The organism is Frigoriflavimonas asaccharolytica (genome assembly GCF_013294015.1).
GTDB classification, from domain to species: domain Bacteria; phylum Bacteroidota; class Bacteroidia; order Flavobacteriales; family Weeksellaceae; genus Frigoriflavimonas; species Frigoriflavimonas asaccharolytica.
Map to the genome: position 1 here is coordinate 1 of NZ_JABSNO010000028.1, position 21,613 is coordinate 21,613.

Genomic DNA, 21,613 nt, shown 5'->3' on the forward strand with positions numbered 1-21,613 from the left:
ATTAAACTCAAAAAGCCATTGGAAATGTATAAATTAGCAGCATAAAAACAATTAAGAAACAACTAATTGTGGTCTAAAGAAATGAGGGTAGAATAGGTGTCTATTTTTAAACCATCTTCTACAATTCCTGCATCTTCCCAATAGGCTTTTTTGTCTTGCGTAAAATTGTCTGAATACACAAAATCTTTTCCTGTATTGTAAGGTGGATCTATGTAGATGCACTTTATTTTTTCACGGTAAGATGCACTCAATAGTTTCAAAACTTCTAAATTTTCGCCTTCAATAATCAGGTTTTCGCTTTCTGCAGGATTTACACTTCGGTCTTCATCAAAAATTAAAGTCGCATTACTTGGTGTAAAGGCATTTCGTTTTGCATTGCTTTTTCCAAACCATCGGAACTCATATCTTTCGGTTTCGGTTATGCTTTCTGGTTCTATGATTTTTTTTAATTCTTCAATGTTCAGTTTATTCTCACTCGTAAAAAGATCGGGAAACATTTGTTTTAAAGTTTCCAATCTTTCCTGGTTAAAATCTGGGCTTTCGGGCATGTAGTTTTTTATGTTTTCCATTATTGGGTGTTCTTCATTCTGTTAAAAAAATAAGAGTCTTTTGGACTGGTTTTCAGATTTTCAACCTTTAGTTTAGGGAATATTAAAGTTGATTCCCCTTTTTTATCATACAAGAAAATGTAGGTAGTTGATTCCCCAACAAACCGCAGATTATCATCAACTTCATATAATTTGTTTTGATAGTTGAAACTTAGATTGTTTTTTGTTTCACTTAAAAATTTTACTTCGTCAGAACTAACAAACGCTTGAAAACTTGTAAAATAAATAGTTGATATATATATGATAAAAAATGCTAATAATTTAATATTTTCTGAATCTTTACCCTTATTCTTGGTAAAGAGAAATAATCTGATAATTAAATAAATAAATGCTGAAGACGCTAACAATCCCAATGTTAATAATGGAATATTGAAATATTTACAAAGAATGACGGGGAAAACCAAAAAAACAGAAAAATATAAAAAGAAGCCAAACATTTTAGATTTTCTGTATCTTTTGAATACTTTATCAGCATGAACTTTTGAAAATAATTGATTTCTATTTATCGCCTTAATTTTTAAATTAGATTGAATTTTCTTGTAAATGAATAATTCGAAAAACATGCTAACTAAAAAAGTTCCAATAACCTCAAATATAAATATTAAGCCTGTAAGTAGAATTATCTGTTCTACAGAAAAAAACATTAGATCACTTATTGTGACGTATTGAAAAATATTAACTCCAAAGGATGTGTAATAAACATAATTATAGAAATATGCGATTGAGTAGATTGCAATCAATAAAAAAGTCCAATATTCTTTGAAAGTTTGTAATATTAATTTCATACGCCTATAGTTTTTTCCACTGCTGTTTTAAAATAAGAATACTCATTTACAGGTGCTTTGTATTGAACTTCAACACCAATAGATTCAAAATGTTTCAAAGCACATTTTATTTTATAAATTTCGCCTTCGGTGATGGCTTTTTTATCATTGATATCATTAGTTCCTTTGGTTTCTATCACGAAATAAAATTCGTTTTCAGTTCCGTTTTTTAATTCCTTGCGTTTCATTACCAAACCGAAATCTGGTTCGTACGGACCAATTGGTGTTTGTATTTTGTACCAACTTGGCAATTTTATAAAGCAAACCACTTCTGAGTCTCCATCAGCACTTTCAGAAAATCTGCGTTCTACATCGCTATCTACCAACATTTTATCAAACACACCTTTCTTTGGTGTTTCTACATATTGTTTCGCAGCAATATTTTTTTCAAAATCTTTAAAATTAAAAGGAAACTCTTCGCCGTTCATTTTGTATTCTATTTTACGAAGCATTTCATCTAATTCTACATCTTTTATAATTTGGGAAACTTCATGTATATATCTTGGCGGATTTTTTACCCATTCTTTATGATTATCAATTTTCTTAGTGATTTGAAAGAGTGTTGTATAACTTAATCCTGTATTTTCGCTTATTTCTTCTACCAAATCCAAAGCGGTAAAAGTGGCTTTTTGTTTCACAATTGCAGTTCCGCCGAATGTTTCTTCTCGTCCACTTTCAGAAAATTGATTTACAAAATGACTGGCTGCTTCTATCACATAATCTGGAATGGTAATTTTATTAATTCTTTCTACTGCACTTTCTATTAAATTCTCTTCATCGAACGCAATGCTGTAATCAGTTTTCTTCGCCATTGCTTTCCAAAATTTCTTAAACGCTTTTTGAATATCGTCTGAAGGATTTTTCTTGAAAAAAACTTTATCTTGTTCTTCGCCTTTGTGCGTATGCGTCATTCCTGCACCAGCATTGGCATCTCCATAAATTGATTTTATTTCTTCTTGATATTGCGTAACAAATGTTTCATAAGTTTCATTGGGAATTACCGTCAATTGGTTGATTCTGTCGGAATCTTCTGTACCGCTTTCATCATAAATTCTTTCTCCATCTGTATTCACACAAATACGTAAACCACGTCCGATTTCCTGTCGCTTTTTTGTTTCGGAATAAGTGGTATTAAGCGTTGCAATATTAAAAACATTCGGATTGTCCCAACCAACGCCCAATGCGGAATGCGAAAAAATAAATTCTATTTTATTGGCAACTTTATCGCCAAATTGCAGAATATCTTCTTTGTCCCGAAGTATGGCATCGTAAATTTCTTTTTGTTGTTTTACGCCGCCTTCGTTATCTGCAAACTCCCCATTGGTTTTCTGTGCAAAATAATAACCTTGTGTTTGCTGAATGTGTTCGTCCGTAGGATTTGCTCCATCGTGATATTCAGGATAAACTTGTTTGTATTTCTCAACAAATAAGTTTTTAATTTTAGGATTTTCTCCTACATAATTGGCTACACGATCAATAAAAATAAGGGACAAACATTTAATTCCTTTTTCTTTTAATTTTTGAGATTTCAGAAAATGCCGATGAATAAGCCATTCTATTTGCAAAGCCCAAATGTTTTCTAAATTTCCGGCAACTTGTTTTTCAAAAATCTCTGTACCATTAGAAAATACAACACTCCATTTTCCGGTTTTTAAACTTTTGAAAATTCGGTCTATTTTGTAATTATTGTAACTTGGATTGTTGGTTTTATCTCCTAAATTGTCGCCTTCTTTTAACCAAGTAGATAGTTTGAAATCAATTTTACCTGTAGAATTATTTTGAAACCACGCTTTCAATTTCGCTTGCGGAACTGTTTTGTTTTGAATATCAGCCAATTCAATTTTCAAAGATGCTTCATCGTTTTTTTCGGTAACGGTAAGTACTTCAATTTTCTTTACCAAACCATTTTTATAACTTTCGTAAGGTGTTAATCTATAAATTAAATTTTTGACGATTTTGTGCGTTGCAGAATAGCGGATTTTAAATAATGGATTCAATTTAGAAATCTGGCGTACAGAATTTTCTGTGTCCATTCCTTCTTGCGGTTCATCCATGATAATGATTGGCTGGGTTTTACCGATGGCTTCAATAAAAGGAATATTATTAAATAAATCTTCTCTCTGTGCTTGGTTCAAAATTTTATCTTCAGAATTAAACGAAGCCAAAGTCATGATCATCACTTGTGGATGTTGCTCTTCTATAAAATTAGAAACTTTTGAAAGTCTTTTACTGTCATATTCAAAGACATTTGGGATGAATCCGTAAATATCTTCCAATTGATTATTGAAATTTTTGAATGATGCTAAAACACCTTCACGAATAGCAACAGAAGGAACAAGAATAATAAATTTGGTGAAATTATAATGTTTGAAAAGTTCATAAATGGTTTTAATGTAAACAAGGGTTTTTCCAGTTCCAGTTTCCATTTCAACAGACAATTCTCTTTTATCAGAAAGATGAATGTTTTCGGGTAAAAGTCCGTTTTCTTGTGCGACTTCTTTTATATTCTCTTGAAGTTCTTCTAAACTCAAATTAGAAAAATTAGAGCGTATTCCTTCAAAAGTAGAGTTATCAAAGGTATTCCGAGCAATACCTTCAAATATTTTCACAACAGATTGTATGGCTTGTTCTTGATATTCGAGGTTTTCTAATTTTAATTGCATTGTTGGTCTTTGAAACTGTAAGTTGCTAATTTATCAATTATAAAAAAGAATACAAAGTTTGAATGTGTATTATTTGTAGTATTTGCTTGAAACGATAATAGCATTTCTAAAAGTTCGATAAATTTTCCAAATATTATCCATTCTTCACTATTAAGATTTTGTTTAATATTCACAACAAACCAAACATTCAAATCTTGATAGTCTATCTTCTCCCTTTAAAATATTAATAATACTTTTTAAATCTTGTTTATAATATTTTCAGTAATAGTTTTATAAGCCAAATCATTATCATATTCCACTCCCGGTCTTAAAATAGTGAAAATATCATTTCGAAATTCATCGTCCTGCATTTTTTCATCCATATTGAGAAGAAACATTTTTCCTGTGGGATTTACTCCGTCTGAAAAATTGATATATTCTTTATAACATTTAGTTAAATTTTCAGTGTTGATTTCGAGTTTTGATAATGCTAGATCTAAATCAAATAAATCTCTACCTTTTCTTCTTTGGTATAATGCTCTTAATTTCGTCCCGAGTAATTCTTCAATTTGATAAGTGTTTATCATACATTCTCCAGAAAACCAACCATTTTTCACTTCAAACGGAATTTTTTGTAATCCTAAAACGGTGAAGTGTTCTCTGCAATTGATTTCTATTTTTAATCGCATCTGTATAACTGGTGCAATTTCAGTTTCAAAGCGATAAGTGGCTGTGTTGTTGTGAATACTGCTTTCAATTTTTCTTTTTGTTCCTAAAAATGGAGCTAATTTTTCTCTAATCTTCACCAAAATTGGCTTTATCGGTCCTGGTTTTATTTGCACCAAATCTATATCTTCTGAATATCTTGCTTGTGGCTTCAAAAATAATTTATGCAATGCCGTTCCACCTCGAAATGCTAAATTTTCATTTAAAAATGGATCAGAGAATAATTCAACAATTGTTCTTTCTATAATTAAATCTTGCTCCACTTGTCCATTTTCTGGCCAAGGAGCAAATTCTCTCCATTCTTCTATATATCTTCTCGGTATCATAAATCGTTTTCAATTTTAATATTATTTATAATCCGCCATTTTGTATCTACCGTACCTTCTTTATTTTTTCCTGGCATTAATGGAATGATATTTAATTTTTTATCAGAAATTGTTTCAAAAATTACTTTGCTCAATTTTTCATTCCCTAATTCGTACTCTAACAAATAACCCAATCTTTGTACTGCTGCTAATTGAGAATAATTTTTAACCGTTTTCACTAATTGACTTGGTTTTATAACTTCTACTAATTCTTTTAAGATTGTGACCACTCTGTTCATTCCTAATTTCTCCACATAATACAACAAATCCAAAGCAGTAAGTTCTGGAGAAGAAACATTTACATAACCTGCATCTGTTTTTATTTGCTTAACATCTTCGCTATTCCATTCATTTTTAACAAAAAAATTTATTTTTAATTTCTGGTTTTTAATGTCTCGCAATGCTGGTTTTTCCGTTATCACAAAAGTTTCCATAGATTGTTGGTGAGATGCGCCATGAATTGCCGCCGCAGATATTAATCCCAAATAGTATTTTTTATTTAGTGATAGCATCATATCATCAAGGTACATCGTGGTAGGAATTACACCATAATTTGAGTATTCTGCCGGAAGAATTGTATAAAAACCTTTTCGAATTTGTACTATTTTCTTTTTAGCTTTTAAACGATATAAATTTTGAAGAATTGCTTTATCAGTAACATCAAATTTTTCTTTTAATTCTTCCAATGTGAAAGCATATCTACCTTTAGATCGCACGTTATCGATATATTCCTCTAAATAATTATATGTTTGAACTCTGTTTTTCACTTATATGCTGTTTGCTATTTACTACACATTGTGTAGTGTTACGCAAATATAATAATTAATATCTAAACTTAACATTTTGAAAGATTATTTTTAAACTCTTACAAGATTTTTCAATTGTTTAAAAACCCTCATTCAAATTCTTAAAATTGCAGTAATTTAAGAACAATCCCAAACATCTTCCTAAATATCCAAAATAATGTAAGTTCACTATTTACGTTACAAAGCACAATGTGAAAAAAAATAATTTTGCGTTATAGGTTAGTTGTTTCTAAAACTTGTAATAAAGGTTTAAGTTTACAAATCATAAATTTGTTCTTTCCACAAAATTTTTTTTGTTCTAATTTATAAAAATTGAGGATAGTTTTATTTAATAATTTTTTAAATAAAAATACCTCCCATTTTCATGAGAGGTAATTTTTTCACATTTCCGCAAATTAATTGTAAATATGCAGTGAATAATAATTTACAACCCCAATTCTTATTTTATAATCAAAAAATAAAAATTTATTTATTTAAAATATTCCTTTTGATTATGGTTCCCAAATCTTTCTCCGAAAACCAGATATCTTCGGGATGAAGATGAAGCACAGGCGCTTGTTGGCATCTATTATTACAATCCATTTTTTCAATTTCTATTTTGTTTTTTAGATTATATTTCTTTACATAAAAATCTAAAAGTTTTCCTTTTTTCTTTCTGCAATTAGCGCCATTACACCAAAAAATGATAGGCTTGCCGTTGTTAGATTCTTCCATATTATTACTATTTATTAAGACACACTAATTATATGAAGTGACCGTTCTTGATTATTTATTTTATTGCACAAATTTTAAATTTTCCTAAACCCACTTCATTTTCTGCAATCTCACCGCATTAAGTATTGCTAAAAGTGCCACGCCAACATCAGCAAAAACGGCTTCCCACATTGTTGCTAATCCACCTGCTCCTAAAACAAGAACTACGGCTTTTACGCCAAATGCAAGAAAGATATTTTGCCAAACAATTTTTTGGGTAGAACGCCCAATTTTTATGGCTTTTGCAATTTTACTGGGTTGGTCTGTTTGTATAATAACATCGGCTGTTTCTATGGCAACATCACTTCCCAAACCGCCCATCGCAATACCTACATCACTTGCCGCGATTACAGGTGCATCATTTATTCCATCACCGATGAAGGCTACTTTTCCTTTTGTTTCAGACATCAGTTTTTCAACTTCTGCCAATTTATCTTCCGGAAGCAGACCACCTTTAGCCCAATCTACACCTAACTCTTTTGCAACTTGCTGGGTAATAGAATCTTTGTCGCCAGAAAGCATAATAATTTTCGAAATTCCTGCGTCGCGAATTTTTTTGATGGCTTCGTGCGCATCCTCTTTCAATTCATCTGCAATAATAACGTAACCTGCAAATTTATTGTCAATTGCGACCATGACGATAGATTCTACAATTGAATCTGTTTCAGTCGGGACTTGAATATTATTTGAAGTCATCAAGGGTTTATTACCTACTAAAACAATCTTTCCGTTCACTGTTCCTTTTAAACCTTTCCCTGCTATTTCAGAAACTTCTGTAGCATCAAAATTATGTTTATCAGATTTGTATTCCATGATGGCTTTTGCAATTGGATGGGTAGATTGCTCTTCCATTGCCATTAAATACTTCATAAATTCGGCTTCTTCCCAACCTATGGCTTTTATCTCTTTTATTTTGAAAACACCTTTGGTTACCGTTCCAGTTTTATCCATCACAACAGTGGTAACTTTTGTCATTTCATCTAAATAAGATGCACCTTTAAATAAAATTCCGCTTTTTGAAGCGGCTCCCAGTCCACCGAAATAGCCCAAAGGAATAGAGATTACCAAAGCACAGGGACAAGAAATTACCAAGAAAATTAGTGCTCTGTACAACCAATCTTGAAATTCATAATTTTCTACAAAAAAGTAGGGCAAAAACGTTAAAGCAATCGCAAGAAAAACGACGATTGGCGTGTAAATTCTCGCAAATTTTCTGATGAATAATTCCGTTTTAGATTTTCTTGCGGTGGCATTTTGCACCATATCCAATATCCGGGCGATGGAACTGTCTTTAAATTCTTTCGTGGTTTCTAATTCAATTACACCATCTAAATTAATGCTTCCAGCAAATACTTTTTCACCTTTTGCGATGGTACTTGGTTTGCTTTCACCCGTTAATGCAGCCGTATTAAATGAACCTTTTTCCGAAATTAAAATACCGTCTAACGGAATTTTTTCACCTACACGAACCTGCACTTTTTCTCCGATTTCTACGGTTTCCGGGTTTACAGATTTGTAATCATTATTCCTATAAACCAATGCTTCATTTGGTCTAACATCTAATAGTGCTTTGATGTTAGATTTTGCACGATTTACAGCTGCGTTTTGGAACAATTCTCCAACTGCATAAAACAACATTACTGCTACACCTTCAGGATATTCTCCGATTGCAAATGCGCCAATAGTTGCAATAGACATCAATAAAAATTCTGTGAAAAAGTCTCCTTTAATAATGCTTTCCCAACCTTCTTTAATTACAGGAAATCCTACGGGAAGATAAGCAATTGCATACCAAATTATTCGTACCCAGTCTTTAAAAAATGCAACATCAAAGTAGTCCATTGCGATTCCTATCATCAGCATTACAAAACTGAAAATAGCCGGTAGATAAGATTTAAAATCGGTTTCGCCATCGTGAGAATGACCATCATCATGAGAATGCTCTCCCGAATGTTTTTGAGTATCGATATCTCTTAAATTTATTTTTTCTTTTGCCATTTTTAAATTATTTATTTACCCAAGCCATTGCCTGTTCTTTATCTATTGTTTCAAAATATTTTACGTCAGAACTCGTGAAAAATCCCATGATTTTCGCTGTCCACTCCTGCCATTTATTTTCTCCTATAATGGCTATTTTTCCATAATCTGAAAGATGTAAAGCATCTACTTTTAAATCCTCATATAAACCTTTTAATTCATAACCATGAAAATCATGCATTTCAAAATAAAAATTTACTTTTTTTCCTTTTTCAACTTTATGAATTAATGAATGTATTTGCTCTACATCACTTTTAGAAATTTTACCTTCTATTTTTGCCGCAATTAACTGGTCTGTTCTTGTTTCTATAATTTGTATCATACTATTTAAATTTAAGGCAATTTACTTAATTAGAGGATGCAACAGAAGTGCATTTATTGTCCGCTGCACTTTTCACAAATTCCTTTTACCACTAAATTTGCATTCTCTGCAACATAGCCTTCAGGCAAATTAATGGTTGGTATTTTATGCTCGGTAAGGCAAACGGTCTCATCACAATTATTGCAGTGAAAGTGAAGATGAAGGTCTTGATCTAACTCGCAATTGCAACCTGGTTCGCACAAAGCGTATTTGAAAATTCCAGTTCCGTCATCAATTTGATGTACGATCCCGTTTTCTTCAAAAGTTTTCAGAGTTCTATATAAAGTCGTTCTTTCTGCTTTCGCGAAATTATTTTCAATATCTGTGAGTGCTAGTGCAACTTCAGATTTCGCCATAAATTTATAGATCAAAATGCGCATTGCTGTAGGTCGAACACCATTTCTATTTAGTTTTTCTTCTATTTCAGTCATTGGTACAATTTTACAATAAAAAAAAGATAATGAAAAAAAAATCTGATTGTTTCGTATAACAGATGTTTTTTTATGTTGCATTGTCTAAAGAAACTCATTTAATTTTTTAAATTAAAGTTTTAAAAATTAAATTATTATTTATTACCTTGCGCGTTCGTGAGACTATTTACATTCTTTTTCAGTATTTATTTATTTGCACTCGCCGTAGTGCCATGTGCTGATGCAATGACAATCCACGAACAATTTTCACAAAACTCTGAATTTTCTCAAACTGATCAACATTCTGAAAATCATCAGGATCTCTGCACTCCTTTCTGCACTTGTAGTTGCTGTGGGATTTCTTTGGACATCAAATTCGCAAGCGTTTTTTTAAAATTTCCAGAAGCAAAGTCTGAATTTTACAAAATTATTGCAAACCGACAAACTTCCCTTTTTTCCAATTACAACGGAAGTATCTGGCAACCGCCCAAAATTACTGTTTAATATCGCTCTGCTTATGTAAGATCATGTAAAGAATTTTCTTTCAATAATTCTGATCTTACTAACAGGCAACTAATTCTCTTTTATTCACATAAAAGAAATTAAATTCTATTTATTAATCACTAATTTTTAAATTGTGTTAGACCGTATTATAAAATTCAGTATTCAGAACAAACTTATCATCGGTATTTTTACTTTGGTGCTTATCATTTGGGGTGCATGGAGTGCTACAAAATTACCAATAGATGCTGTTCCAGACATTACCAATAATCAAGTTCAAATTATCACCATATGCCCAACACTTGCAGGGCAGGAAGTAGAGCAATTAGTTACTTTTCCTATTGAGCAGAGCATTTCCAACATTCCAGATATAGAAGAAACACGTAGTATTTCCCGCTTTGGTTTGTCCGTAATTACAGTAGTTTTTGATGAAAGTGTAGATATTTATTTCGCACGCCAACTTGTAAATGAAAAACTAAAAGAAGCCGAGAGAAATATTCCCCAAGATGTTGGCATACCAGAACTCGCACCTGTTAGTACAGGTTTAGGTGAAGTTTATCAATATATCATTCACCCAAAAAAAGGCAGTGAAGATAAATACAACGCAAAAGATCTGCGAAGCATGCAGGACTGGATCATTGCGCGACAACTAAATGGAACTAAAGGTATTGCGGAAGTTAATAGTTTTGGAGGCGAACTAAAACAATATGAAGTTTCTATTGACCCTTATAAATTAAGATCTTTTGGTATAAGTGTTACAGATATATTCAATGCACTGGAAAAAAATAATGAAAATACAGGTGGTGCATATATCGATAAAAAACCCAACGCATATTTCATTCGTGGAATTGGGTTGGTGACATCTCTGGAAGACGTAGAAAACATTAGTGTGAAAAATTCTACTGGGAGTGTGCCAATTTTCATTAAAGATGTTGCTAAAGTTCAATTCGGAAGTGCGGTTCGTTATGGCGCAATGACTTACAACGGAACTGTAGATGCTGTAGGCGGTGTAGTGATGATGCTGAAAGGCGAGAATAGTAATGAAACCGTAAAACGCATTAAGGAAAAAATTCCTGTCATTCAAAAATCTTTGCCGGATGATATCGTGATTGAAGCCTATCTGGATCGTACAGAATTGGTAGATCGTGCCATGAGTACAGTTGAAAAAAACCTTATTGAGGGTGCATTGATTGTAATTTTTGTTTTAGTATTATTTCTCGGAAACCTTCGTGCAGGATTAATAGTAGCATCTGCAATTCCTTTGTCTCTGCTTTTTGCATTAGGAATGATGAATGTCTTCGGCGTTAGTGCTAACCTAATGAGTTTGGGTGCTATAGATTTTGGATTGATTGTAGATGGTGCTGTAATTATTGTAGAAGCCACGGTTCATCATTTAGGTTTACGGAAATCTCGGCAAAAATTATCTCAACTTGAAATGGATAATGAAGTCTTTTTTTCCGCATCAAAAATTCGAAATTCTGCAGCATTTGGAGAAGTGATTATATTGATAGTCTATATTCCAATTTTAACATTGGTGGGTGTAGAGGGAAAAATGTTTACACCAATGGCAAAAACCGTTGGGTTTGCAATACTGGGAGCATTGATTCTCTCCATGACTTATATTCCTATGATGTGTGCTTTGTTTTTATCTAAAAAAGTTTCACATAAAAAGAATTTTTCTGATAAAATGATGGCTTATTTACAAAAAGTTTACCAGCCACTATTGCGTAAAGCCATACAAATCAGATATTGGTTAGTAGGTGGAACAATTATTTTATTTGTTTTCAGTTTAGGAATATTTAAAAATTTGGGTGGTGAATTTATTCCGCAACTACAGGAAGGTGATTTTGCTTTTCACTGCATATTACCACAAGGAAGTTCATTAAGCCAAAGTATAGAAACTTCCTCGCAGGCAGCAAGAATTATAAAAGGATTTGATGAAGTAAAAATGGTTGTTGGAAAAACTGGTGCGGCAGAAGTACCAACAGATCCTATGCCACCTGAAGCAACTGATATGATCATAGTTCTAAAACCTAAAAAAGACTGGAAAACAGATAAAAGTTACGAAGAATTATCTGCTGAAATGCTGGAAGAATTGGAAATCATTCCAGGAATATTCTTTGAGGCTAATCAGCCTATTCAAATGCGATTTAATGAATTAATGACTGGTATCCGGCAGGATGTTGCAGTTAAAATTTTTGGCGAAAACTTGGACAGTCTTTCTATCTACGGAGATAAAGTAAGTAGTATCGTACAAACTGTAGAAGGAACTTCAGAGCCACAAGTAGAGCAGATCAGCGGTTTGCCACAGATCAATGTAGTTTATAATAGGACAAAACTTGCCAATTATGGTCTAAACGTGGCAGATGTAAATGATGTTTTGAGCACCGCATTTGCTGGAAAAGTAGCCGGACAGGTATTTGAAAATGAAAGACGTTTTGATCTTGTGGTTCGATTAGATAAAGAATTTAGAACTGATATTGCTGACGTGAGCAATCTAATAATTTCCACATCGAACGGAAGTCAAATACCTTTGTCTCAAGTTGCAGAAATCTCCTACAAAGAAGGTCCTGCACAGATAAGCAGAGAAGCAGGAAAACGACGGATCTTTGTTGGTTTTAATGTAATAGATAGAGATGTACAAAGTGTTGTAAAAGAAATTCAGCAAAAATTAGATAAAGAAATAAAACTGCCAACAGGCTATTATTTCACATACGGTGGACAATTTGAGAATCTGGAAAAAGCCAGTAAACGCCTACTGATAGCAGTTCCAATCTCACTTTTTTTGATTTTTGCATTATTATATTTTACTTTTAAATCTATAAAACAAGCGCTTCTAATTTTCACTGCCATTCCAATGAGCGCCATTGGGGGAATTTTTGCTTTGGTTTTGCGAGATATGCCCTTTAGTATTAGTGCTGGTATTGGTTTTATTGCCTTATTTGGTGTAGCGGTTTTAAATGGAATTGTGCTAATAAGCACTTTTAATCAACTTGAAAAAGAGGGGGAGAACAATGTTTTTAAACGCATTTTTAATGGAACTTTATTAAGATTACGACCTGTTTTAATGACTGCTACGGTTGCAAGCGTGGGTTTTTTACCTATGGCATTATCTCAAGGTGCTGGTGCAGAAGTTCAAAAACCTTTGGCTACAGTGGTTATTGGTGGATTAATAACAGCAACTTTTTTAACGCTATTTGTATTGCCCTTGTTGTACCTGATATTTAATTCAAAAATTAAGTTCAAGAAAATGAAAACTAAATATATAACAACTCTTTTGATTTTATTTTTTACAGTTTTGGGAATTTCCACACAAGCACAGACTACTAAAGTAATCGACATAAATGAGGCTATAGAAATTGCGTTAGAAAACAATGAAAATATAAAAGCGAAAAATTTAGAAATACAGGCTGTGCAAAGTTTAAAAAGAACGGCGTATGATATACCGAAACTGGATGTCTCTGCACAATTAGGTCAGTACAACGGACCAAGATTTGATCAGTCATTTCAGATCTCACAAACAATTCCTTTCCCAACTTTATTTAAGGCAAAGAAAAATCTGAATAATGCTGAAATAAAAAGAAAAACTTATAACCGTGAAATTTCTGAAATGGAAATCAAAAATGAGGTTCGGACTTATTTTTATCAGATACAGTATTTACAACACAATCAAAAAAAACTCTATTCTTTAGATAGTTTGTACAATGATTTTATTCGTGTCGTAAAGTTGCGTTATAAAGTGGGAGATATTAAAAAAATTGAGATCAATTTAGCCGAAGCCAAGAAAAATAGCATCTATCTCTTATATCAACAAAATGATATTTATTTAAAAAACGCTTATCAAAATTTGCGAACGGTAATGAATACTTCAGAATCCTTTGTTGTAAAAGATCCGTTACATTATCAACCATTATTGTTAAGTAATTTAATAGATCAAAATTCCTTCACCGATAATCCCTCGATCAAAGCACTTTATCAAGATGCATTGATTGCAGAGGAAAACAAGAAAATAGAAAAAGCCAAAAATTTACCAGATCTCACTTTGGGATATACTAATCAATCATTGATAGGTAATTTCGATGTGAATGGACAAGAAGTTTTCTATGATTCGGGAAAACGCTTTCATTCTGTTATGGTAGGAGTTTCTATTCCCATATTCTCAACAAGCAGATCAAAGATTGAATCGTTGGATTACACAAAAAAAGCCGCAGAAGCCAACGCAGAATATCAAAAGAAAAAAATGGCAACTCAATATGAAAATGCGCTACAACAATATGAACTGGAAGTGCAGCAACATCAATATAATGAAAATGTGGCATTGCCAAGTGCGAAAGAAATTATTATGGCTTCACAATTAGGTTATCGTTTGGGCGAAATAACGTCTGAAGAATACCTTTTTGGTTTGCAGACTGCCGCAGATATTGAGTTAAATTATCTTAAAAGCATTCAAGAAATTAATCAGTCTGTAATATTAATTTATTCTATAATCAATCAATAAAAAATTATGTATTTAAATATAAAAAACGTCTTTAGCACACTTATAATCTTTGGTTTCCTACTATCTACAGGAAGTTGCAATAAAACTACTGAAAAAGAACAAATCGATAAAACAGAAAAACCGGCAGATGAACATGGCGAAGAAGAAGCGGTGACAATCGCAACACTCACGGAGGAACAAATAAAAAAAGTGGGGATAGAATTTGGTTTCGTAGAGCAAAAAGAACTCACATCCACACTTAAAGTTAATGGTTTACTTACTGTTCCAAATAACAAAAAAGGAAACGCAACTTCACTTTATGGTGGTGTTATAAAAACTTTAAATGTACAGATCGGGTCTTATGTAAAAAAAGGACAGTTGATCGCTACCATTTCAAACCCAGAATTTATTGGATTGCAGGAAGATTACCTTACAGTGGTCAGCCAGATCAACTATGCCCGACTGGAAGTAAAACGGCAACAGGAATTAAATGCTGGCAATGCAGGTGCGCTAAAAAATCTGCAATCTGCAAATTCTCAACTACGCACTTTGCAGACAAGACGCTCTTCTTTGCAAAAACAAATTTCACTAATGGGAATGTCGCCTGGATCAGTTTCTAATTCTAATTTAAATTCCCTCCTTGCAGTTCGCAGTCCGATAAGTGGCGTAGTAAGCCAACTTTTTTCTACTATCGGTGCTTACGTAGATGTTTCCACTCCTATCGCAGAAATTGTTGACAATTCATCTATTCATTTAGATCTGCAAGTTTTTGAAAAAGATCTACCTAAAATGAAAGTGGGACAAATCATCCATTTCACATTAACCAACAATCCTGAAACAGAATATGATGCGACCATTTTCAGCATCGGTGCTTCTTTTGAAAATGACAGTAAAACTGTTTCTGTTCATTCCCGTGTGACTGGAAATAAAACGGGTTTAATAGATGGTATGAATGTAATGGCGCTCGTTAGTTTAGATGATTCCACTTCTCCTGCAGTTCCAGATAGTGCCATTATCAATACAGAAGGCAAAGATTATATTTTCATAGTTACCAATAAACAGTCAGAAGAACACCATGATGAAGTTGAAGGCGAAGATCACAAGCATGAAAAAGAGGAAAAAGCACCTACTGAAAAGCAGGCTTCAAAAAGCATTAATTTTGAAAAAGTACAAATTATAAAAAGTGTTTCCGCTTTAGGCTATACTGCGGTAGATTTTATAGAAGATCTTCCTGAAAATACTAAAATTGTAACCAAGGGCGCGTTTTTCATCAATGCAAAAATGTCTGGTGGCGGTGGGCATGATCATTAGGATGATCTTTAAATAATTCGCCAATTTTTGTGTCCAAATTTGTGCTAAAAGACTTCTATGTGAATGTAGATAAAATTGAGAAGAATATCTTTATTTTCTAAAATTTTAGATTAAATAAAGCAAGTTGGCAGTTGTGAAATTGCTTCTTGCTCGCTGGAAATAGTTTGAGAATCTAATAGATTATAAAAGTTACATTACCTAAAATAGATTTGTTTTGTTTTTATCATTTTTAAAAATATTGAATAGAAAAATACCTCCCAATTTTTGAGAGGTATTTTAAGAAAAAATTTAGTACATAAACGTCAAACCTGCTCCAAAACCATAATCACTGTCATAGTTTGTGGATATTGCTACGTATTTTTGTACTATATATTTTAGACCAATGTTATATTCCATATCAGAATTTATCATAAATCCACCGCGAATTCTGGGCGAAATTGGGATGTTTTCACGTCCTAATTCCAATATCACTTTTCCATTTTGATCTACATTTGCGTCTGCCATTATTAACATTGGCAATAGATAACGAACTCCGGCAATTGCTACATTTTGATTTTTAGGCATAACCTCTTGACCAAACAAAGTTTTCTTCATATCGTCCATTTTTGCACTTCTGAAACCTACGTAAGGCATTGCCCATTGGTATTTTCCTAAAAATCTACCTACTTTTACTGTTCCTTCATATCGGCTGAAATCATAATTAGAACGAAATTCATTTATATTCATCCATCTTGATCCAAACATTGTCATATTTTCAAACTGAAAACTATTTGATGACACATCCAGCATTGCTGTAGTATTCACCATTCTGTTCTTACTTAAAAATTGTTTGTAAGAGGCTTCTTTATCTGGTAACTGTGGATTTGGTGCTGAATTTTCGTAAGAAAAAACACGACCCATTCCCGTCATCATATGGTACAAAATATGGCAATGAAAAAACCAATCTCCATCTTGGTTTGCAGCAAATTCTATGGTTACAGTTTCCATTGGCGCAACATCTATAACATTTTTCAAAGGTGCATATTCTCCTTTGGCGTTTACAATTCTAAAATCATGACCGTGAAGGTGCATTGGGTGACGCATCATTGAATTATTATACATGGTAATACGAACAACCTGACCTTTTTTAATTAAAATTTTATCGCTTTCTGCTACAGTTTTATTATCTAAAGTCCAGAGATAATTACGCATATTTCCTTCTAATGTAAAATTTAATTGTTTCACATTATCGGTAGGTAAAATAGTTTTAAAAGGCGATTTCAACATATTATAATTAAGACGCTTGATGGTTTTTTCCTCTGAAGAACCCATGTCCATCTTGCTGTGATCCATCTCCATTTTTCCATTGTCCATTTTCATGTCAGACTTCATTTCCATTTTGCTGTGATCCATTTGCATTTTGCCATCTTTCATTTTCATGTCAGATTTCATATCCATTTTACTGTGATCCATTTGCATTTTGCCATCTTTCATTTTCATGTCAGATTTCATATCCATTTTGCTGTGATCCATCTGCATTTTCTCATCGTCCATTTTCATGTCAGATTTATCCCCCATCATTTCCATCATGTGATTCATCGTTTTCATACGCTGGCTTTCAGATAATTCTGGGTACATTACTTCATTCATATCCATTACCTGATTTCCCATTTTCATCGTCATGGGTTTCATATCGCCACTCATTTTCATCATGCCGTTCATCATTTTCATCCCTTCGAAAAGATTTAATCTTGGCAAGTTTGGTGCTTGCACTTTTTCACCATCTCCTAAATAAAGCGAAGCAAAACCCTGCCGATCTTCTGAAGTGGCTCTAAATTCGAAACTTTTATTTGCAGGAATAGTTACTTCAATATCATAAGATTCAGAAACACCTACAATAAGACGATCCACTTCCACTGGTTCTACCTCATTACCATCACTTCCAATTACCGTTATTTTTCCACCGCCATAATTCAACCAAAAATAAGAAGACGAGGCACCATTCGCGACACGAAGGCGAACTTTATCTCCCGCTTTCAAGTTTTTGTAATCTGATGAAATAGCGCCGTTAATGAGGAAATTATTGTAATAAACATCACTTACATCCATGGCTTCCATTCGTTTCCATTCATTGAGTAATTTTGTTTTGAAATAACCTTTACCAATGGCTTCGCTATAACTTTGTACTGTACCTTTTTTGATGGCGTACCAATCAGTTTGATCCATGTGAAGTCGGCGCATGATTTGTTTAGGATTACTCGCTGCCCAATCTCCTAAAAGGACAGGAATATCTGCCGCAAATATTTTTTCTGGCTGACTTTCTCTTTTCTTGAACACCAAAATTCCATTCATCCCAATCTGTTCTTGCGTACCTTCGTGAGAATGATACCAATACGTACCGTTTTGCGAAATTTTAAATTTATAAAGATGCGTTTCCCCAGGTTTTATTTCTTTTGTAGTGAGATAAGGAACACCATCCATCTCATTAGGTAAAATAACACCATGCCAATGCAATCCTGTGTTTTCCTTTTTTAATTGATTGTGCAGGTAAATTTCTGCAGTGTCTCCTTCTGTAAAATACAAGGTTGGTGCTTGTAATTTGCCATTTGTGAAAATTGCTCGACTTGTATGACCATTAAAAGTTACGACGGTATCTTTTACATATAAATCATAACGCACCGTTTTGCCACCCATGGAAATTTTTCCACTTTCATCATTTTTTGTTTCCGATTTTTTTTCCATATGCATGGAATGATCTTGAGCAAAACCCTGAACCGAGACCATCACAAAAAGAATGAAATAAAACTTTAAATTATGTACTCTATTTCTCATTTTGTAATCTTTTTATCATTGTTTTCATTTCTTCAATTTCTTTTTTTTGAGCAGTGATAATACTTTCTGCTAATTTTTTTACTTCCGGATCTTTTATATCAGCACGTTCACTTGTTAAGATAGCAATTGAATGGTGTGGAATCATTGCTTTCATCCAAAGCACATCGCCAACTATAGGACTTTGCGTACGAACTAAACCTAACGGAGCAAAAAATAGCCCTATACTTCCAACGATGATCCCCAGATTTTTTTGCTTATTCTTATACATTTTGCGCATGAAGAAAAACATTATTAAAGCCATTGCCGAAATTCCAAGACAAACCATATAGAATCTCGTAAGACTGAAATAAACGTGATCCAGTTCATATGTATTGAGATACATTGTAATGTACATTGCTACAAAAGAGGCTGCGAGCATCCACATAAAGGTTGAATACGAATTGTCTTTTTTGTGTTCCATTGAATTTTCCATAAGTTTAATTTTAAATATTTATATTTTTTAATCTTAAAGCATTCCCAATTACTGATACCGAACTGAAACTCATTGCCAAAGCCGCTATCATGGGTGATAAAAGTATTCCAAAAACAGGAAATAATGCACCTGCAGCAATTGGAATTCCTAAAATATTGTAACCTAATGCAAAAAATAAGTTTTGCTTAATGTTTTTCATCACGGCATCGCTTAAATGGCGTGCTTTTACTATTCCATTTAAATCACCTTTTACTAAAGTGATCATTGCGCTTTCTATGGCGACATCTGTTCCAGTTCCCATGGCAATTCCTACATCACTTTTTGCTAAAGCAGGTGCATCATTAATTCCGTCTCCTGCCATTGCTACAATTTTTCCATTTTTTTGAAGTTTTTCTACTTCCTGTAATTTATTTTCGGGCAACATTCCGGCTTTAAAATCCGTAAGATTTAATTCTTTTGCAACTGCTTGTGCGGTATCGTGATTATCACCTGTAAGCATTATCACTTGAATTCCTTTTTCCTGAAGTTCTTTGATGGCTTTTGCACTGGTCGGTTTTATTTTGTCAGATATCACTACATATCCTGCAAGTTTTGCATCAACAGATAAATAGGAAACTGTTTTTCCTTGTTTTTGAAAGCCCTGCACTTCGGCTTCTGCCTCTTTAGAAATTTCTGCCTTTGCATAGTCCATCATTTTGGCATTCCCCAGATCTATTTTTTTTCCGTTAATTTTTCCTTCTACACCTTTTCCAGTAACTGCGCTAAAATTATCAGCGTTTAAAATTTCTGTATTTTGCTCTTTCCCATATTTTACGGTTGCTTCTGCAAGTGGGTGTTCACTCAATTTATTTAATGAAGCGATGAATTGCAAAACCTCTTTTTCTGAAAATTCTTGTCCAAAAGTGCCGATCTTTTCCACCGTTGGTTTTCCTTCTGTAATAGTTCCAGTTTTATCAATAATTAGGGTATCTACTTTGTCCATTCTCTCGAGTGCTTCGGCATTTTTTATCAAGACACCATTTTGTGCGCCTTTACCGACTCCCACCATTATAGACATTGGCGTAGCCAAACCTAAAGCACAAGGACAAGCAATAATTAAAACTGCAATGGCATTTACAAAAGCAAATACATAAGCAGGTTCTGGACCAAAAATTGCCCAAACTACGAAAGTAATTAATGATATAAAAACAACAATTGGCACAAAATATCCAGAGACAGTATCTGCTAATTTCTGAATGGGTGCTCTGCTTCTGCTTGCATTATTCACCATTTCAATGATTTGAGAAAGTAAAGTATCTGCACCAATTTTTTCGGCTTTCATTAAAAAAGACTGGTTTCCATTAATGGTTCCACTGCTTACTTTATCATCAACACTTTTATTTACAGGAATTGGTTCTCCTGTAATCATGGATTCATCTACGGTGGTTTGTCCTTCTTTTATAGAACCATCTACAGGAATTTTATCGCCTGGTTTTACCCGAAGAATATCACCTAAAACAATTTGATTGATCGTCACTTCTTCTTCAACACCATCTTTAACTCTAATGGCACGATTTGGTGCTAATTTTAATAATTCTTTAACCGCAGAATTGGTTTGACTGTGGGCTCTGGCTTCTAAAACCTGCCCTAATAAAACCAAGGTTAAGATTACAGTTGCTGCTTCAAAATAAACATGGACTGCACCAGTATGCGTTTTAAATTGCGCAGGGAAAAAATCTGGAAACAGCATCCCAAAAATACTGAAAAGCCATGCTGCACCTGCGCCAATACCAATAAGCGTAAACATATTAAGATTCCATGTTTTAATACTTTTGTATGCTCGCTCAAAAAACATCCATGTTGCATAAAACACGACTGGAATAGAAAGTATCAACTGTACCCAGTTCCAGTTCTTTTGTTCCATCAATTTATAGAGCGGATTGTTTGGAATCATTTCACTCATTGCCATCAAAAAGATAGGGACGGTAAAAATTGTAGCAATCCATAGTTTGCTCAATAATTTTTTGTAGGTTTTTTCTTCCGCAGAAATATCAACTTTCATTGGCACGAGATCCATTCCGCAGATCGGGCAACTTCCGGCTTCATCTCTGATGATTTCTGGATGCATTGGGCAAGTCCATTGTTCAAAATTGGACGTGGTTAATTTTTGTTCTTCGACAAGATCCATACCGCAAACAGGACAATCTCCCGCTTTGTCATAGGTTTTTTCGCCTTCACAATGCATAGGGCAGTAGAAAGTTCCGTTGCCACTTTTCGGTTTATCTTTTTTAGTTTTTGGCTCTGGCTTTTCGCCTAAATTGTGAATACTATATTTTCCACCATCATTTTTCATGGCTTCCTGAAGTTTTTCCAATGGAATATGTTTTTCCATTTCAATACTTGCTTCGGCTTTTTCTAAATTTACAGATGCCTGGGAAACACCTTCAATTTTGGAAAGAGTTTCTTCTACGTGCTTTCTGCAACCGTCGCAGGTCATTCCATGTATTTGGTAGGTATGTTTCATAATTCT

15 protein-coding genes are annotated in these 21,613 nt (G+C 33.4%); 3 read left to right on the forward strand and 12 right to left on the reverse strand.

Annotated features, from left to right (window positions below):
• Positions 1 to 62: 62 nt before the first annotated feature.
• From HNQ03_RS13995 to HNQ03_RS14035, 9 genes are all read right to left on the reverse strand, one after another.
• The gene (locus tag HNQ03_RS13995; protein ID WP_173780320.1) at positions 63 to 569 is read right to left on the reverse strand and encodes a hypothetical protein; all 507 of its coding nucleotides are present in this window, start codon (positions 567 to 569) and stop codon (positions 63 to 65) included.
• Entirely contained in the window at positions 569 to 1,393 is an 825-nt protein-coding gene (locus HNQ03_RS14000; protein WP_173780321.1) for a hypothetical protein, read from the reverse strand. Before HNQ03_RS14000 ends, HNQ03_RS13995 begins: the two co-directional genes overlap by 1 nt.
• On the reverse strand, positions 1,390 to 4,095 hold the full coding sequence (locus tag HNQ03_RS14005) for a restriction endonuclease (protein WP_173780322.1): 2,706 nt from the start codon (positions 4,093 to 4,095) through the stop codon (positions 1,390 to 1,392). The genes HNQ03_RS14000 and HNQ03_RS14005 overlap by 4 nt, the downstream gene beginning before the upstream one ends.
• Positions 4,096 to 4,331: 236 nt before the next feature.
• The gene (locus HNQ03_RS14010; protein WP_173780323.1) at positions 4,332 to 5,126 is read right to left on the reverse strand and encodes a nucleotidyl transferase AbiEii/AbiGii toxin family protein; all 795 of its coding nucleotides are present in this window, start codon (positions 5,124 to 5,126) and stop codon (positions 4,332 to 4,334) included.
• Positions 5,123 to 5,932 carry a type IV toxin-antitoxin system AbiEi family antitoxin domain-containing protein gene (locus tag HNQ03_RS14015; protein WP_173780324.1) on the reverse strand — a complete coding sequence of 270 codons (810 nt, stop codon included), beginning with the start codon at positions 5,930 to 5,932 and terminating at the stop codon, positions 5,123 to 5,125. Before HNQ03_RS14015 ends, HNQ03_RS14010 begins: the two co-directional genes overlap by 4 nt.
• 504 nt (positions 5,933 to 6,436) lie before the next feature.
• Positions 6,437 to 6,685 carry a (2Fe-2S) ferredoxin domain-containing protein gene (locus tag HNQ03_RS14020; protein WP_173780325.1) on the reverse strand — a complete coding sequence of 83 codons (249 nt, stop codon included), beginning with the start codon at positions 6,683 to 6,685 and terminating at the stop codon, positions 6,437 to 6,439.
• 84 nt (positions 6,686 to 6,769) lie between these two features.
• Positions 6,770 to 8,722, reverse strand: coding sequence for a heavy metal translocating P-type ATPase (locus tag HNQ03_RS14025; RefSeq protein WP_173780326.1), 1,953 nt, complete (start codon positions 8,720 to 8,722; stop codon positions 6,770 to 6,772).
• A gap of 7 nt (positions 8,723 to 8,729) precedes the next feature.
• On the reverse strand, positions 8,730 to 9,083 hold the full coding sequence (locus HNQ03_RS14030) for a SpoIIAA family protein (RefSeq protein ID WP_173780327.1): 354 nt from the start codon (positions 9,081 to 9,083) through the stop codon (positions 8,730 to 8,732).
• A 53-nt stretch (positions 9,084 to 9,136) separates the two neighbouring features.
• Positions 9,137 to 9,553, reverse strand: a complete 417-nt coding sequence (locus tag HNQ03_RS14035; protein WP_173780328.1) for a Fur family transcriptional regulator — start codon at positions 9,551 to 9,553, stop codon at positions 9,137 to 9,139.
• A gap of 156 nt (positions 9,554 to 9,709) precedes the next feature.
• Between HNQ03_RS14035 and HNQ03_RS16270 the strand changes: the two genes are divergently transcribed.
• The 3 genes from HNQ03_RS16270 to HNQ03_RS14045 all read left to right on the forward strand — a co-directional run bounded on the left by HNQ03_RS16270 (position 9,710) and on the right by HNQ03_RS14045 (position 15,821).
• A complete protein-coding gene (locus tag HNQ03_RS16270; RefSeq protein WP_382405015.1) occupies positions 9,710 to 10,036 on the forward strand; it encodes a DUF6660 family protein in 327 nt (108 codons plus the stop codon).
• A 133-nt stretch (positions 10,037 to 10,169) separates the two neighbouring features.
• Complete coding sequence (locus HNQ03_RS14040; RefSeq protein WP_173780329.1) at positions 10,170 to 14,531, forward strand: CusA/CzcA family heavy metal efflux RND transporter; 4,362 nt, start codon at positions 10,170 to 10,172, stop codon at positions 14,529 to 14,531.
• A 6-nt stretch (positions 14,532 to 14,537) separates the two neighbouring features.
• Complete coding sequence (locus tag HNQ03_RS14045) at positions 14,538 to 15,821, forward strand: efflux RND transporter periplasmic adaptor subunit (protein WP_173780330.1); 1,284 nt, start codon at positions 14,538 to 14,540, stop codon at positions 15,819 to 15,821.
• A 288-nt stretch (positions 15,822 to 16,109) separates the two neighbouring features.
• Here the strand turns inward: HNQ03_RS14045 and HNQ03_RS14050 are convergent, their stop codons facing one another.
• The 3 genes from HNQ03_RS14050 to HNQ03_RS14060 all read right to left on the reverse strand — a co-directional run bounded on the left by HNQ03_RS14050 (position 16,110) and on the right by HNQ03_RS14060 (position 21,607).
• On the reverse strand, positions 16,110 to 18,542 hold the full coding sequence (locus tag HNQ03_RS14050; protein WP_382405016.1) for a multicopper oxidase domain-containing protein: 2,433 nt from the start codon (positions 18,540 to 18,542) through the stop codon (positions 16,110 to 16,112).
• Positions 18,543 to 18,621: 79 nt separating this feature from the next.
• The gene (locus HNQ03_RS14055) at positions 18,622 to 19,104 is read right to left on the reverse strand and encodes a DUF305 domain-containing protein (protein ID WP_173780332.1); all 483 of its coding nucleotides are present in this window, start codon (positions 19,102 to 19,104) and stop codon (positions 18,622 to 18,624) included.
• A gap of 10 nt (positions 19,105 to 19,114) precedes the next feature.
• Positions 19,115 to 21,607: a heavy metal translocating P-type ATPase gene (locus HNQ03_RS14060; protein ID WP_173780333.1), complete on the reverse strand. Its 2,493-nt coding sequence runs from the start codon at positions 21,605 to 21,607 to the stop codon at positions 19,115 to 19,117.
• Between the last annotated feature and the right edge of the window lie 6 nt (positions 21,608 to 21,613).